At 35.7% G+C, this 16,165-nt stretch carries 9 protein-coding genes; all 9 read right to left on the bottom strand.

Translation table 11 applies throughout. From position 1 onward, the window contains the following. Window positions 1-74: 74 nt before the first annotated feature. Complete coding sequence (locus NO995_RS14995; protein WP_258228206.1) at window positions 75-971, bottom strand: serine protease; 897 nt, start codon at window positions 969-971, stop codon at window positions 75-77. A gap of 365 nt (window positions 972-1,336) precedes the next feature. Continuing rightward, window positions 1,337-2,341, bottom strand: coding sequence for a glycoside hydrolase family 43 protein (locus NO995_RS14990; protein ID WP_258228205.1), 1,005 nt, complete (start codon window positions 2,339-2,341; stop codon window positions 1,337-1,339). Between the two features lie 50 nt (window positions 2,342-2,391). Continuing rightward, window positions 2,392-5,151: a LamG-like jellyroll fold domain-containing protein gene (locus NO995_RS14985; protein WP_258228204.1), complete on the bottom strand. Its 2,760-nt coding sequence runs from the start codon at window positions 5,149-5,151 to the stop codon at window positions 2,392-2,394. A gap of 29 nt (window positions 5,152-5,180) precedes the next feature. Beyond that, window positions 5,181-7,604, bottom strand: a complete 2,424-nt coding sequence (locus NO995_RS14980) for a sugar-binding domain-containing protein (protein WP_258228203.1) — start codon at window positions 7,602-7,604, stop codon at window positions 5,181-5,183. A gap of 35 nt (window positions 7,605-7,639) precedes the next feature. Further along, window positions 7,640-9,061, bottom strand: a complete 1,422-nt coding sequence (locus tag NO995_RS14975) for a hypothetical protein (RefSeq protein WP_258228202.1) — start codon at window positions 9,059-9,061, stop codon at window positions 7,640-7,642. A gap of 161 nt (window positions 9,062-9,222) precedes the next feature. After that, window positions 9,223-10,302 (bottom strand): PKD domain-containing protein, encoded by a 1,080-nt coding sequence (locus NO995_RS14970; RefSeq protein WP_308813200.1) that lies wholly within the window; start codon window positions 10,300-10,302, stop codon window positions 9,223-9,225. A gap of 88 nt (window positions 10,303-10,390) precedes the next feature. Then, window positions 10,391-12,175: a RagB/SusD family nutrient uptake outer membrane protein gene (locus tag NO995_RS14960; RefSeq protein ID WP_258228201.1), complete on the bottom strand. Its 1,785-nt coding sequence runs from the start codon at window positions 12,173-12,175 to the stop codon at window positions 10,391-10,393. A 12-nt stretch (window positions 12,176-12,187) separates the two neighbouring features. Next, window positions 12,188-15,298, bottom strand: a complete 3,111-nt coding sequence (locus NO995_RS14955) for a TonB-dependent receptor (protein ID WP_240573536.1) — start codon at window positions 15,296-15,298, stop codon at window positions 12,188-12,190. A gap of 250 nt (window positions 15,299-15,548) precedes the next feature. Further along, window positions 15,549-16,133: a sugar-binding domain-containing protein gene (locus tag NO995_RS14950; protein WP_258228200.1), complete on the bottom strand. Its 585-nt coding sequence runs from the start codon at window positions 16,131-16,133 to the stop codon at window positions 15,549-15,551. Window positions 16,134-16,165 lie beyond the last annotated feature (32 nt).

Here is a 16,165-nt window from a genome sequence, read left to right as displayed (position 1 = left end):
AGCTTAAGGCACAAAATACTTTAAACAAAAAAGAGCAACGTGTAGTTGCTCTTTTTTGTTTATTATCAATAATCTTAATTTCCTTTTTTTATCAGTTCTGTAAGCGCTGAAACAGGAATGGTAGCTTTCAATACCATTTGTGTTTTAGTTGCATCGTCGGAATGCTGAAGTGTTTTTGTATAAGACACGGTTCCTATAACATTTCCAAATTGATCAATAATGGCCGAGCCACTTGAACCTGCAGCAAAATCGGCAGAAATAGCCATAATATTTCTATAACCTCCAATATTAATTTCACTAAACTTATCGGTTACCATTCCCGAAGAAAAGGCATAATAATACCCTTTAGGATGACTAACAATAAAAACCGGATCACCAATTTCAGCATCTTTAGTTGCTATTGGTAATACAGGAAGTTCTCTACCTTTAGTGTCTATTTTTAAAATCGCCAAATCGTTTTTTTGATCTGCAGATAATATAGCTTCGACAGGAAAAATTGTACCATCTTTAAGCATTACCACCATAACATCTCTGGCATCTTTGTTATACTTCGTTATATAACTATTAGCAACATGATAGTTGGTTACGATAATTCCTTTTGAATCGATAATATAACCCGATGCTGGGTAGGTATGCACCTTATCACATGCTTTACCCTTCTCATCAACCTCGCCACATCGACCTGCAGGAGAAACAATAACAATAGATTCAGAAACACGATTATACAGTTCACTTGGTTTCAGACTTTTTTTCTTTGGTGATTTCAGGTTTACTTCTACCGGAGCATACCCCTTATTTTTAAAAGAAGGACTAAGAGAATCGGCTGAAATCACATGACCTGCATCAATAAGTTTCCCTGCCTTTATTGCTAATGGCACTTTATACTGACGGATGTTACTTTTATAATTCTGAGCCTGAGCTGCTACTGTAAACGCACATAATACAAAAACAATTTTCAATACGTATTTCATGATATAAAATGATAATTTGTCTGAATTCGACAACTAATAATAATTAAAATTTAAGAGCTCAAAGGTACATTTTTAGTACTAAAGCTTTCTTAGAGCTTTGTTAAAACTAAATTTTAAAACTAATATCACTAAATTAAAGAATAAAAAAGAGAACCTATTTCTAGATTCTCTTGCTTCGTAGCGGGAACAGGACTCGAACCTGTGACCTTCGGGTTATGAGTTCATCACCTGACAAATTCACGACACAAAATAAGGACTTCCCGGATGCTATATTTTAAATTCGTGTTCCAAAACGTGTTCAGTTTTGTGTTCACTTTGTTATTTAAATTTCTAATGCAATATAACAAAAAATGAAATACTCAATTTTAGAATTTTGAATCCAAAGTTTTGCCCCACTTTTCTATTAACCTTTTCGTTTCAAATTCTGTAATTGGAATAACTGTTCCATGTCTTGGGTGAAAATCCATTGAAACACTTTCATCTACAATTTTGAAATTGATTAGGTCTTTGGTTTTTGTAAATTGGTATTTACCCTGATTATAAACATCGTACATTAAAATATAGTCATCAGAACCAATTAACTTAAATATACTTGAGCCTTCTACAGCTTCATCGGTTTGATCCATAAAACCATCTACCTCTTCATATCCTTCTGTTAAACTATTGGAAACTGCCTGCATAATACCCTTTTTTCCTTCATCTTCATTTTTAAAAAACAAGTGATATTTACCATCTTTATATATAATATCTCCATCGATACAAGCACTATTTGTAGGACTGAAATATAATTGTTCTGGCGTCGTTTCTAAACCTGTAAAATCTGCATTAGCATAGGCATAATATATTTTATCTGGCCCAGATTCACCTAACATAGACCAATAAATCATATACTTTTTAGCCTTATTATCATAAATGGTTTGCGGTGCCCACACTCTTACAATATCTACAAACTTATTTGGAAAAGTCCTTGGAATATTAACCACTGTCGATGTCCAATGAATTAAGTCTGTAGATTTCATTAAAACCATAGCTCTGTTAGAACTCCATCCATTAGCTGAAACCATATCGGTTACAACCATAAAGAACGTTTTCCCATCATGCCCACGTAATATATGAGGATCACGAACACCACCTGTAGAGCTTATGTCTCCAGAATCTATAATAGGTTCATTATTGTTAAGTGCATAGTAATTAAAACCATCACGACTTAGTGCAAATCTAATAGACTCCTCTTCTGGACCATTACCCACAAAATATGCAAATAGGTAATTTTTAAACTCACTTTGAGTTTCTAAATTTTCATTACAAGAAACAAGTATCACAAAAAAGCAAGCTATAAATAACCTATATATCTTTTCAATATTTTTCATTCTTAATTCATATTTATTATAATCCTGTTCATCTGTAACAAATTTTACAATTAATGATTAACTATAATTTTTTTAGTAATATTTCCTGTATCGCTTGTCATTTTAAGAATATATAACCCCGACGTTAATCCCGAAACATCTAATTGTATATTATTTGAAAAGTGGGACTGTTTTTCAATTAACAGCTTTCCATTCAAACTATACAAAAACAATTTATAATTTGCCAAATGTGATTTTTCTGAAGTCGTAATATTTAAAAAGTCATCTGCAGGTACAGGCCACAAGTTAATCTTGTTAGCTATTAGTTTATCATCTTCTATAGACAGCGCATTATAAATTGCACCAACTGTACCTGGAGTCATTTGATAATTATAAATTCTGAAATCATCAACAAGTCCTTCAAAATACTTTTTATTACCTGTATTTACGCCTAAATAATTCAAAAAAGGCATAATATCAATCGGTCGTATGGAAGCGATTTCTGATTGTGCAACCACTTGCCCATTTATGTAAAGAAACATTCCTAAATCTCCTATCGTAATAGCAACATGAGCCCATTCTCCTGCTGGCAATGCAGCCGCATTTAATTTTTGTTCCACGCCATTGTGCTTAATTGCAAATTCGGTAAACCCGGAAATAGAAGGAGATAAATAAAAATACTCATCACTACCATTACTAAACTCAAATAGATACTGTCCTACATTAAACCCCGCCCATTTAACCCAAGTTGAAATGGTTAACTCTTCATAACTAGCTATATCTGAAGACAATTGCATAAAATCTGAACTTCCGTTTAAAGACACGGCTCCTTCGCCGTTTATTCCTGAAACAAAGCTCCCTCCATTAATAGCTGCATGGTTTAAATTTACAGTACTATCCTTAGTGTCACTATCTAAATTAAGACGAACAACCATATCATTTGCGCCGTTTACACTTGTAGTTACCTCATTTGAAAAATTTGACTGATTTAAAGATTGGTCAACTGCCTTTATTACATAAAAATAAGTTTCTCCCGCAAGCACTGTATTATCTACAAACTCCGTTGTAACCACGCTTCTTGATATGGTATTGTAAGCACCTCCCATTGTTTGAGATCGAAGAATATCATAGCCTAAAACATCAGATTCCGGACTCGCACTCCAACTAAGTTTTACCGATGTCGGTCGACTTTCTGCAACTAAATTCGTTGGTATGCTGGGTGCATCGAATTCTATAGGAGCGTCAACAGGAAGAAAACGCCACTGCTGGTTTTGTGAATTAGATTTTTCTCCTTGAACCAAATTACCAGAACCATTTATTTCTGCGCAATAAGAACTTTCTCTGCTTCTAATATAAAACCATCCATCTTCAGCGTAATCTAAATACCATTGCTGATTTCCATAGGGCCCATTATCCCAAATACTAACCTTCCCTCCTGGCTCTAATGAATACCCGTACAAATCCAATCTTCTATTGGCACTTGACACAGGTTTAATTCGATAGTAACTAAAATCGCCTCCTACTCTGGAGTCTACAGGAAACACTTCCCAGTGCTGTGTTAGTTTCCCTGAATAATTACCTTGATAAACACCTGCTTCGTTAAAATCGCCTGCAACTTCAAGTACTTGTCCTGTAGCTCTGTTTACCAATTTATAGGTTCCGTTTATTACTGGTTGTATATCGTCTCCCCAAGAGATGTTTATAACGCGCTCTGCATTGGTTTGACCTTGACCGTATCCTGTGCCTCCTGGCAACTCCAAAACAAAGCTTCGTTGAGGCCCATAACCATCATAATAAACTACCCTATCTTTTGATAAATAATTATATGTTGTCGTTACGGCCTGGCGTTCTGATGTTCCTCCGAAGGCCTGAACTTTCCCTTCTGGATTTCTGTACACGGCAGCTGCTGTCCAGTTAGATCGATGTTCTGCATACCCTAATCGCTCGCCATCAAAAGCCTTCACCATTTCCCCACTGGCCAGATCGATATCTGCCCACCAAATACCAGTTTGCATACCATATTCATAGCCAACCAAAGCTTCTACAATATTATGAAGTTCATCAAGTGTTGCATGATGTCCATTGGCTCTAACATTTTGAAGAAAGCTGGCAAACCCATTAAAACTGCCAGCTAACTGATGTGTATTCCCCTCATCAACACCCGCAGGCACTAAATAATCATACCATCCCTGAGCTTCATCACAATTTAAAGTATTACCTCCGGAAAGTCTAATCGCATCATAAAATGAATTATTGTTCATTAGATTAGTAATATCATACATATCCTGAGCTGAACCCTGACCCCAGCCATAATCCGGCTCATTGAATGCTCCTATGGTAACGATAGAATGCCCTGCATCGATAAACTTTTGCGCCGTAGTTCTAATTAATTGTTCCCAACGTGCCGGATTCCCGACATACCAATTATCTACCCAAGGATGATCGCAATTAAGCGCCAGGTTTGTGTTAGGCCCCACATAAGTATTAATCAAATTCAACCGATTATTAAGATCGTTAATTTGCTCTGTTGTAAGATCTGTCTCGTTGACCAAAGGATAGGTTGGCTGAAAAGATGCTCGAACAATATCAATTTGATCCAACCCCATAAAAAGGATATTACGACGAAAGTTTTGCATATCGGCCCAAGCTAAATCAGGACCAAATTCTATAGTTTTTGAAATTCCGTTTGCGGACAAATTAAAAGGTACTTTTCTATCAGCGATTGGCACTACTACCAAATTATCACTTGCACTAGCTATTTGCGCATATATACATTGTATTTCAATACTAGAAAGTAATATCAATACAATTAAAAGTTTAGTTGTTTTCATGATTTGCAATTAAAAGTTTCTATGCTCTTTTACTCTGCAAGGTTTACTATTAAAGACGCTTCAGTTAAACCAGAAGAAATTGCTTTAAGTTTTATTTCACCAGCTTCCTTTCCTCCTTTTATAACGACTAAAGCTCTCCCTTTCCAAACTTTATGAGTATGTACATTATATGCTGTTTCGTCCTTTAAATTTGCATTACCAACCCCTATAATTTTACCAGGACCAGTTATAGTAAATGATACACTATTATCTGCATTGGACACCAATTGACCATCGCTATCTTTTACCTCAACGGTTACGAATGTTAAATCCTGACCATTTGATTTTATAGTATTTCTATCTGCAGTTAATTTTATTTGTGAAGCCTCTTTTTCAGTTTTAAGTATACACGATTCTAATTCCTGATTATCCTGAACTCCAACTGCTTTTAAAATTCCTTTTTTATAAGGTAATGTAAAGATCGCTTTATACTCTTGATCTAGTCCTGTTTTTTGCTCTGCAATTAGTTCATTGTCTAGGTAAAGACGTACCCTTGGATATTTAGAATAGACCTCAACTTCAATAGGCTTTCCTTCATATCCAGGCCAATTCCAGCTTTCCCAAGTTGGCCACACAGCCCACATGGTTGTTTTTATTTCGCCTTCACTTGGATTTGGCTCACGAACTGCCATATAAATCTTTTCGGTATTATTCCAAAGAAGATCTCTATAGTGAGAAATAGGTTTACGCCATCCTATTAAATCAATATCACCACAATAAGCCCCATGCCAAGGGTAAAAATCCTGCTTCCAATGTTGTCCTTCAGGTTCTCCTGGATAATAGTAGCGTCCAATACTTGATTCCCCTAAATAATCCATAGCTGTCCAGACAAAATCTCCTATAATATAAGAGTGATCCTGAACCATTTTCCAATTATAAAAGGCATCTTTAGGATAAGACTCGGTTTGAACGATAACCCGTGAAGGATCTCTTTCATGATCGCCCTCAGATTCATGCATCATATAATTATACCCGCAAATATCATGCTCGGCCATTAATGGATCGAAAATATCCCAACCCTGATCCCATGACGTCATAGCCGAAGTTACAGGTCTTGTTGGATCAAGTTCTCTAATATAGCTATTAAGCAGTCTAGCTGTTTCTACGGCTTCGGGTTTTGTTCGCTCTATAATTTCATTACCACTACTCCACATAACAATTGATGGATGATTACGATCACGTAAAACCATAGCCTCTATATCTCGTTGCCACCATTCATCAAAAATACTAGCATAATCGTGTGTTGTTTTTTTCTCACGCCACCCATCAAACGCCTCATCAATAACCAATAAACCCAGTCGATCACAAGCTTCTAAAAAGCCTTCTGAGGGCGGATTATGTGCAGTTCTAACCGAATTATATCCAGCAGCTTTTAATAATTCAACTTTTCGTTCTTCAGCTCTATCGTATGCTGCCGCACCTAAAATTCCATTATCATGATGAACACAACCTCCATTTAATTTAATAGACTCTCCATTTAAGATAAAGCCCTTATCGGCTGAATATTCAATTGATCGTATACCAAAGCTATTTTCCTCTTGATCAATATTTTCTCCTCTCTTTTTTAATGTAGATGTTGCTACATATAAATTTGGGTAATCAGGGCACCATAACTTCGGATTGGTCACCTCTATATTTTGTGTAACCACTTGTTTGCCATTAGGCTTGAGCTCTATCTCCTGTTCTTCTTTTCCTGCAATTTCTCCACTAGAATTTGAAATTTTAGTAATCAACTGAAGACTTTGTATTTGATTCGTTTCGTTTTGAATGGTCGTATTAACTTGAACAGTGGCCCTTTCGCTGGAAATCTCAGGTGTTGATATTCCCACGCCCCAATTAGCTATATGTAAAGGCGAATTAACTTTTAACCAAACATGACGGTAAATTCCCGAACCACTATACCAGCGACAATTTTTTTGCTGTGAATTATCTACGCGAACAGCTAATGTATTTTTATTTCCATATTGAATGTAAGGACTTAAATCATGTTCAAAAGAGGTATATCCATATGGATGAACACCCAAAGACTTTCCGTTGATAAAGACTTCTGCATTCATATAAACACCTTCAAAATATATGCTTATTTTATTTCCTTCTAGTTCTTTTGAGATATCGAAATCTTTACGATACCAACCTATGCCAGCGGGAAAATACCCACCGTCATTTCCAGTAGTATTTTCTGGACTGATCTGACCTTCAACACTCCAGTCATGAGGTATATCAAGAGTTCTCCAATTTTCATCGTCAAAATTTAAATTGGCAGCCATGGGAAAGTCTCCCAATTTAAATTTCCAATTGAAATCGAAATTTTGTTTTCCAAATACATTCTCATTTTGTTGTTCTTTGTTGTAAGAACAAGCGAATATTGAAATACTTAAAAGAACAAGAAAATTGATTTTTAAATAGTGTTTCATGATAGTTAAGCTCTAAATTTTAATCTTTTATTTGATTATTTTACTTTAAATGTATTTAAGGAATGAGGTGGCAATGTTACATTTAAAAATTTTCCCTCTAATTTTACCGATATGGTTTTACTTTGCTCATTAAAGTTACCTGCAAAAACTAAATCTTCTCCATTGGGGTTTGTAGCTAACATTACCGGCAACTTGTCTTCCTTACCTGGTTTAAATGCTTTTATTATACTACCAGGAGTTAGGTACCGTGTATAATGCTTTACTGCAAAATATTCTGGTGTATAAGTTGCTTTTCGTGTTTTAGAATCGACACGAATTAATGCATTTTGCTTCCACCCCCAGCCACTTACACCTTCATCGTATAAAATAGCATTCCAAAACGTATATTCCTCACAACCATTACCTAAGTAATGATTTATTAAATTAAAGGTGTGTTCTGCTGCGCCCCAATCAAAAGCGCCCCAACCACATTCACTTTCTGTTTGAACATATTTATATTTTGGATATTTTTCACGAATGCGTGATAAAATTTGCCCGCCTTCCCATTGAAAACCAATTCCGCTAAATGTTTCTGGTTGAGTTAAATTGGACAAAACCTCATCAATTACTTCATAATGATTAGTATTTATTGTTCCAAAATATAAATCTACATTAGGATGCTGTTCTTTTAATGTTGGCCCCAAATACTCCTCGTTAAAACGAATTATCCCTTCGGGTGTCCAAGCACAACCTGGATAAGGGGTATAACTCCAAGGTTCATTTTGAAACATAACCATTTTAATAGGAATCCCTTCCTGTTGATAAGCTGTTATGAACTTACTAAAATAATTGGCATAGGTTTGTAAATAGCGTGGATCTTGAATAAAATAGTCATTAACTGCCAATTTCTGAGGAAACTGATTTTCATATTTTTTATCATTTCCTTCAAATAGCAAATAATCTAACTTTGGGTTTAGCTCATTATACTCTTCATTACTAACAACCGAATAATAATTATTAATTTTCATCCAGGATGGAGGTGACCAAGGCGAAATCCAAAACATTAAATCAGGATTGTATTCCTGTGCTGCTTTTATAAAAGGGATTAAAGTTGTTTTATCTCGATCTATATTAAAGTATTTTAGCTGAAAATCACCATTAACTTCATCGCAGCTATACCAATCGCGAGCATAATCGTTTGCATTCATAGAAAAACGTCCCATAGTAAATCTTAAATCACCTTCCGGAGAAAACAACTGACTTAAAATTTTTTCCTGATTAGTACGTGATAACATATTAATTGCATCCCATCCACGCTCATTAAAACAAGTTCCCCAAGCTTTAAAAACTAAACTCTTATAATCATCGTTAATCTCCAGAGTAGGAGTTTTTGTTCCTGTTTTTTCCAACTTAGAAGTTAAGTATTCATACATATTTTCTTCTGTGCTGCATACCCACTCCACTGCTTGCCCATTCATTTTAATCGTGGATATCACAAAAAACACAAGCATAAAACATTTAAAATACATCTATTTATTTTTTTTTCAATTTGAGGATTAACTTTTATTCTAATTTAAAAGAAAGACGTAGGGACACCAACTCCTACGTCCTTCCAACTACAATAAAACTAAATAATAATCTATTTTGCCATTAATACAATATCATCAAATCCGGTCCAGCCATCACCTCCATCAGCAGCTGCCGTATTAATTTCTATTCCTAATCTTGCTCCTACAGATTCTGCTGTAGCAGATGCACTTAATTCGATAGGGTTCCATTGAGACGAGACAAGATCTACTGTTTGCGTTTCAATAACATTTCGAACGCCATCGCCATTATTATAATACAGCGTTACTGTAAACTTGGCTCCATTCCAAATATCAAAAGCATCGACAGTTAATAGAAACTCTTCTCCCTCTGAAATCATATGATTCGTTAAATTATAAACCGGTGCATCTCCACTAAACTTATACCCCGCATAATCACTATTATCTGAGCTCATCCACCAAGCAGATGCTTCTACTCCAGAATCTACTGCCCCAGTATCACTACTCCATCCTGGAACATTTGCCCAATTCGTATATTTCGAATCACCTGGTAATTCAAAATCTGAATTTTCAACAACTACCGCCTCAAAAACAGGAGCATTAAACTCTACCATAATGTCTTTTGAGACCATAGCAGGTGTAGAACCTTCCATTCCATTTACTGTTAATGACACTGTATAAGTCCCATAATCGGTATAAGTATGGACAGGGTTTTCTTCGGTAGACGTTTGACCATCCCCAAAATCCCAAGAAAATGATTCTGAAGCAGTAGTTGTACTTGTAAACATTACCGTTAAATCTTCAATAGTTGCTGTGAATTTTGCCGTTGGATTTTCAATAACCGTTACTGATTTTGTAACTACAGCAGGCGTAGATCCTTCTTCTCCATAAACTGTTAACTTTACCGAATATGTTCCTGCTGAAGGAAATGTATAATCTGCACTTTTAGCAATTGATAATCCCCCATCTCCAAACTCCCATGACAGTGTTTTTCCATTCGTAGCTGTAGCTTCGAAAGAAACCAATAACGGATTCTCTGAATCAACTTCATAAGTAAAATCTGCTGTTGGATCCATAACATTTTCGTCACTACACCCCACAACAAACACAGACATTAGCATAGCTAAAGCTAAAGCTAAAAATCTTAAATTATATCTATTAATTATTTTCATTTTTAATTCGTTTAAAAATTATCTTATCTATGTTAGATTTGGCAGCCCTCTTCACTTTGTTATGCTCCAAGGGCCTACCAACTAAAATTTAGTAACCAGGATTCTGGATCAACTCATTATTTCTATTCAACTCATCCAATAAAATTGGAAGGAAATACGATTTATTATCATTCCATGCTCTCCCTTGAACATTATCAAGAACAGAATATGTTGGGGTGCTACTTCCGTAAGGATATACAATTTTAATACCCTCGGCTGGAGTAATTACATCTGGAGCAATCATCCATCGTCTTATATCAAAATAACGATGTTGTTCGTATGATAACTCGATACGGCGTTCGTTTCTGTAACGTTCCATTAAATCTACTCCTGTTTCACTTACTGGAACATCTGGCATGCCTGCGCGGTTACGTATCATGTTTAAATACGTTTTAGCCTCACCTTCTTCTCCTAACTCTATACATGCCTCAGCATAATTCAATAATACTTCGGCATATCGCATTTGTCTCCAAGGATATTTTTGCATGTTGGTAGCCGTATGATTTACTGCAGGATCTATAAACTTTCTCAAGTAATATCCCGTATACGTACCATTCCAGTCTTGCACCGGTCCCTGACGGGTATCTAGACCCGGGATGGTTGTACCATCTGCCTGAACATATGATCCTGTTTGTACTCTTCCGGTAGGATCAGTTCCTGCTGTAGACTCCGGACGTGGTTTCCAATATGCGCCATCGTAAAGAATGTTAGCATAAAATCTTGGATCTCGATTTTCATAAGGTGCAGCTGCCTGATCTGGATTGCTCCAATCAAAATAAGTTCCGTCTGCCATTTCATAATCATCAACCAATTGTCCAATTGGTGTATTTCCTCCCCAGTTTTCCCAGCCGTTAGGTCCGTTAAACAAACCAACGTTTGGGTTATCCCAGTTATTAGCATTATTAGCATGATCAAAGAAGCTTAAGAAAATATCTTCTTCATTTCCATTGTTCAAGAAAATATTGATGTAATTCTGTGTAGCAGCCTCTTGAGAATCAAAACTTGTACCCCCATAAAGACTATACACTCCCAGGTTAATAACAGCTTTAGCAGCATCTTTAGCCGCTTTCCAACGATCCATTTGACTTCCACTGGTATAACTGATTAATTCAGGATTTTCATAACCATTAGTCCATGATGCTGAAGCAAACAAATCACTAGCTGCGTATAATAAAATCTTAGACTTTAAAGTTAAAGCAGCTCCTTTTGTAGCTCTTGCTTTATCTCCAGATGCAGGCAACATCGCTGCAGCTGCATCGCAATCTGCAACAATGAAATTCACAGTCTCTTCCAGCGTATTTCGAGGCACTAAAAACTCATCTGTTGGTGTATATGCCTTATCTATTATTGGAACACCTCCGTAAAAGCTCATTAACCATCCATAGAAATAACCTCTTAAAAAGTGAACTTCACCTTTTAACTTATCGATATCGTCACCTTCTAAACCTGATTTTTCAATATTTTCAAAAAACAAATTACAAGCTCTAATATTTTTATAAAGACTATTCCAGGTTAGATTATAATAATCTCCTGTCCAATGCCAAGGGCTCAGTACACCTAAATAACTATCACTAATTTCACTGTTTAAAATTGGTTTTGCTTCCCAATCCCAAACGTCCATAGATTCATCACTTAGCGAGGACATCATTTCTGTTTGAAACGCATGATGTTGCCCCATGTAAATATTATCTACGTAAGCGGTTATTAAAGCCGGATCTGACCACACTGCCGAATCTGAAAATCGATCTAGCGGTGCTACTTCAAGAAAATCATCATTACATCCTGTTATTAACAAGATTAGTAATAATATATATATGTTTTTTATACGATTCATGATACTAAAAATTTAAAAGGTTACATTCAATCCTAGGTTAATAGCTTTATTCAACGGATAACTGTATCCTGCATAACCAGTTTGAACCATCTCAGGGTCGAAGTCCTTCATATCAGGACTGTGCGTCCATAAATTGAATCCATTCACATACATTCTTAGGTTATCAATCTTAATTTTATCGGTAACCGATTTAGGTAAAGAATACCCTAATTCTATTGTTTTTAAACGCACATAATCTGTTTTATGCAACCAATAAGTATTTGGCTGATTTACCCAGTATTCACCTGTTCTGTTATAAGTTCTTGGATGCTCTGTACTAGGATCTAACTCTGTCCAGCGGTTGTCGTAAAAACTCTTAAGATAATTACCGAACTCACCTGATTCTGTTCCTTGATAGAACACACCTCCAAGAGCTCCTTGAAATAATAGGTTTAAATCGAAACCTTTAAATCCGAAATTCATATTTAAACCTCCGGTAAATAATGGCGTGCGGCTTTTATCGTATCGCACCATATCTTTGCCATCTAAAACACCATCTTCGTTGTAATCTTCAAAAATGATATCTCCAGGTCTTGCTCCTGCTAAATGCGGATACGCATCTATTTCATCTTGATTTTGGAATATTCCAATCGCATTATAATATAAAGAAGCTCCAAGTGGTCTTCCTGTTGATTGTTGGTATACAGGTGCTCCAGGCGGTTCATCCCAGAAAAGTACTTTGTTTTTAGCATATACTCCGTTTACCCCAACACTATAAGTGAAAGCCGATGAATTATTACTGTACACTACATTAAAATCGAAACCTTTATTCTCGAATTCTCCTATGTTTTCATCTGGCAAGCTTAAACCTGTAGAGTTAGGTACTGAAGCATTTCTGCGAGCAAGAATATCGGTACGCGTATTTTCAAAATAATCGGCAGTAAGCGTTAATTTTCCATCAAAGAAATGTAAATCAACACCAACATCTTTTTGTGTAGCCGACTCCCAGGTTACCCCTGTATTTGGAACCACACCTTCATAAAGTACTTTATTGAATTGTGTTCCTCCATTAGAAACAAACGATAATCCTCCAAAAGAATATGATGACAAGTATTGATATGGAGAAATTAAATCGTTACCTGTTTGACCCCAAGATGCTCTGAATTTAGCAAAATTGATAAACGGAATGTTTTTTTGCCAAAAACCTTCTTTAGAAATGACATACCCTAAAGATACTCCTGGGAAAAACCCATAGCGACTGGATTGCTCAAAAATATAAGAAGCCTGATATCTCCAAACAAACTCAGCCAAATACTTATCCTTATAACCATAATTGGCTCTACCAAAATAGTTTAAACGTGTTTCTTCATATGCAGAACCACCGTTATTTATATCTTCTAAACCTCCGGCGAATAATTGATCGACCGCTGTTGACACAAAGTTTCTTCTAAAAGCCCAGAAGTCACTTCCTTTACCTTCAATTCGTTCTACACCTCCCATTAATTTTAAGCTGTGATCATCTGAAAAACTACTTTCATAATTAATCATTCCTCTGGTAAGTATATTTTGATTATCCCTTGCAGATTGACGTAATCTTGGGTCATCAAGACCTTGTTCAGAACCCACCAATAACGGATCGCCATTATCATCATAACTTACATTATCCCAAGAATACACAGTCCATGGTGTACTCCAGTTCTTAACAAAATTGAATGACTTATCTAAAGAGGCGTTTAAATTTACTGATAAACCTTTTACACCAGGAATATCGATATTCAATTGAAAATCGGAGTTTAAAACATACCATCTATCTTTTGAATATCCCGTATCATCTGTAACTAAAACCACAGGGTTATCTCCTCCTTCCATACCAGGCCCTGGTAAACCATTTGGCCAATAAGCAGGAATGATAGGTTTAGACCTCATCAGTTTATTAAATATCTCAGGTGCGCCACGTTGCGGAAAGTTTCTATCTTCATATCTTCCTGAAGTGTTCATTCTAAAATTGATATAATCATTAATTTTTATATCAAGGTTAGATCGCATGTCATATTGCTCAAATTTAGTTGAACTATTTCTGTAGAATGCGTCTTGAGACTTTGATGAAAGACTCACAAAATATTTTGTATTTTCAGTCCCTCCACTAATAGAAAGGTTGTTATAAGTTTGTGCCGACCAAGGTTTTAGAGTCTCTTTAATATAATCGCTATTAGGATAATTCCAAGGATCAGATCCATCTCTGAACTTCTGAATTTCATCTGGTGAATATCTTGGTCCTCGTCCTGCATAAAGATCTATTTCATTTAATAAAGTCGCATACTCTGCTGAATTAGTTAATTCAGGCATTACAGTCGGGCGAGTTAAACCGTAATTCGTAGTAAAGTCTATTTTTGGCTTACCTGGCGTACCACGTTTGGTTGTGATCAGAATAACTCCATTCGCCGCCTGTGCTCCATAAATAGCTGCAGAAGCATCTTTAAGTACAGACATACTTTCGATAGTACTTGGATCTATTCTTTCTAAAGATCTTCCAGGCACTCCATCAACAACTATTAATGGTGAAGCATTTCCAAAGGTATTAACACCACGAATAAGAATTGACACTCCGTCATAACCTGGTTCACCACCATTGGACACTGCAACAACACCAGGCAATCTTCCTGATAACCCTTGACTAACATTGGTTACAGGAATACTTTTTAATTCTTTACCTTTTACTGAAGAAACAGCTCCCGTTAATGTTGTTTTCTTTTGTGTTCCAAAACCTACTACAACTACCTCATCTAATTGTGCGGTATCTTCCTCCATGGTTACATTAATGGTGGACGTTCCTGCTACGGTTACTTCTTGTTGTTTCATACCTACATATGAAAACAGAAGTATATCTCCTTCCTTTACATCTGAAATAGTGTACTGCCCGTCAAAATCTGTGGCAGTACCGTTAGAAGTTCCTTTTACTATAATGGTAACTCCCGGAACCGGCATACCTGCACCATCTACAACAGTACCGGATATTGATTTCTGCTGCTCAAGTGCAAATGTTGCACAAACAGACATTAAAATTAAAATAACTGTTAGCCAGTTGGCCTTAGTTACTTTTTGCAAACACGGTTTGAAACCGTGAAAACATCGCTTTTCATTCATAATTAGTTTAGTTTAAGTTGCTTTTTATTTTTTATGAAGTAGAAATATTACTACTATAATCTCCTCTTAATTTTTATAACTTGCTCTTATTCCTTATCATCTCATTGTTTAATTTATGTTGTACTTCCTTTTGTTTCCACTAAAATATTTCGAAGTAAATAATTCAAGAATCTCAAATCAGTCAAATAGTGTCTGTATTTCACAACCCTCTATTTTTCAATAAAAAACAAATAAAAAAACAGTCTTATATTTACTTTATTCGGGCCCATGTATTAGTTTGGATAGAATCCTTTACAACCAGCCAAACGTGGTTGTAAATACCAAAACTGTCACTATAAATACCATTAGATTGTTTATTCTTACTCAATTTTACCAAAACAACATTCTCCCCTTCACTTTGCAAATAAGACGTTATGTCGCTTTCGAAAATTTCTGATGTATTATGATTAACACTAAGACATTTCCCGTTTATATAGATTTCATAAGGATTCGAAATCCCCTGAAACTTGATCCATATATTTTTACCATTCCATGATTCTGGGATATCAAAATGCTTTCTGTACCAGACTACTTTCGTTTCACCTGAAGGAATCCTTGTTATTGTGTGCGATTTTAAAAGACCATAGTCTTTATTGCAGTCGTGAGGTAAGTCTAAATTTCTCCAAACCTGATCATTATATTTAATATCCTCTGGAATATTAGTATTCCCATAATAAAATTTCCAGTTTAAATCGAAAAGCTGAGTTTTAACCACTTCTTTTTCCTGGGTATCACACCTTGAAAAACATGCCAAAACCACCAGATAGATTAACAAATATGTTATAGTATTTTTCAAAATATAATTTGATTACAACGTACAAAGAGCCA

This window comes from Aestuariibaculum sp. M13, from assembly GCF_024723255.1.
Lineage (GTDB): Bacteria > Bacteroidota > Bacteroidia > Flavobacteriales > Flavobacteriaceae > Aestuariibaculum > Aestuariibaculum lutulentum.
The sequence above is the reverse complement of the archived record's forward strand: the minus strand, read 5'-3'. Positions and strand labels throughout refer to the sequence as shown.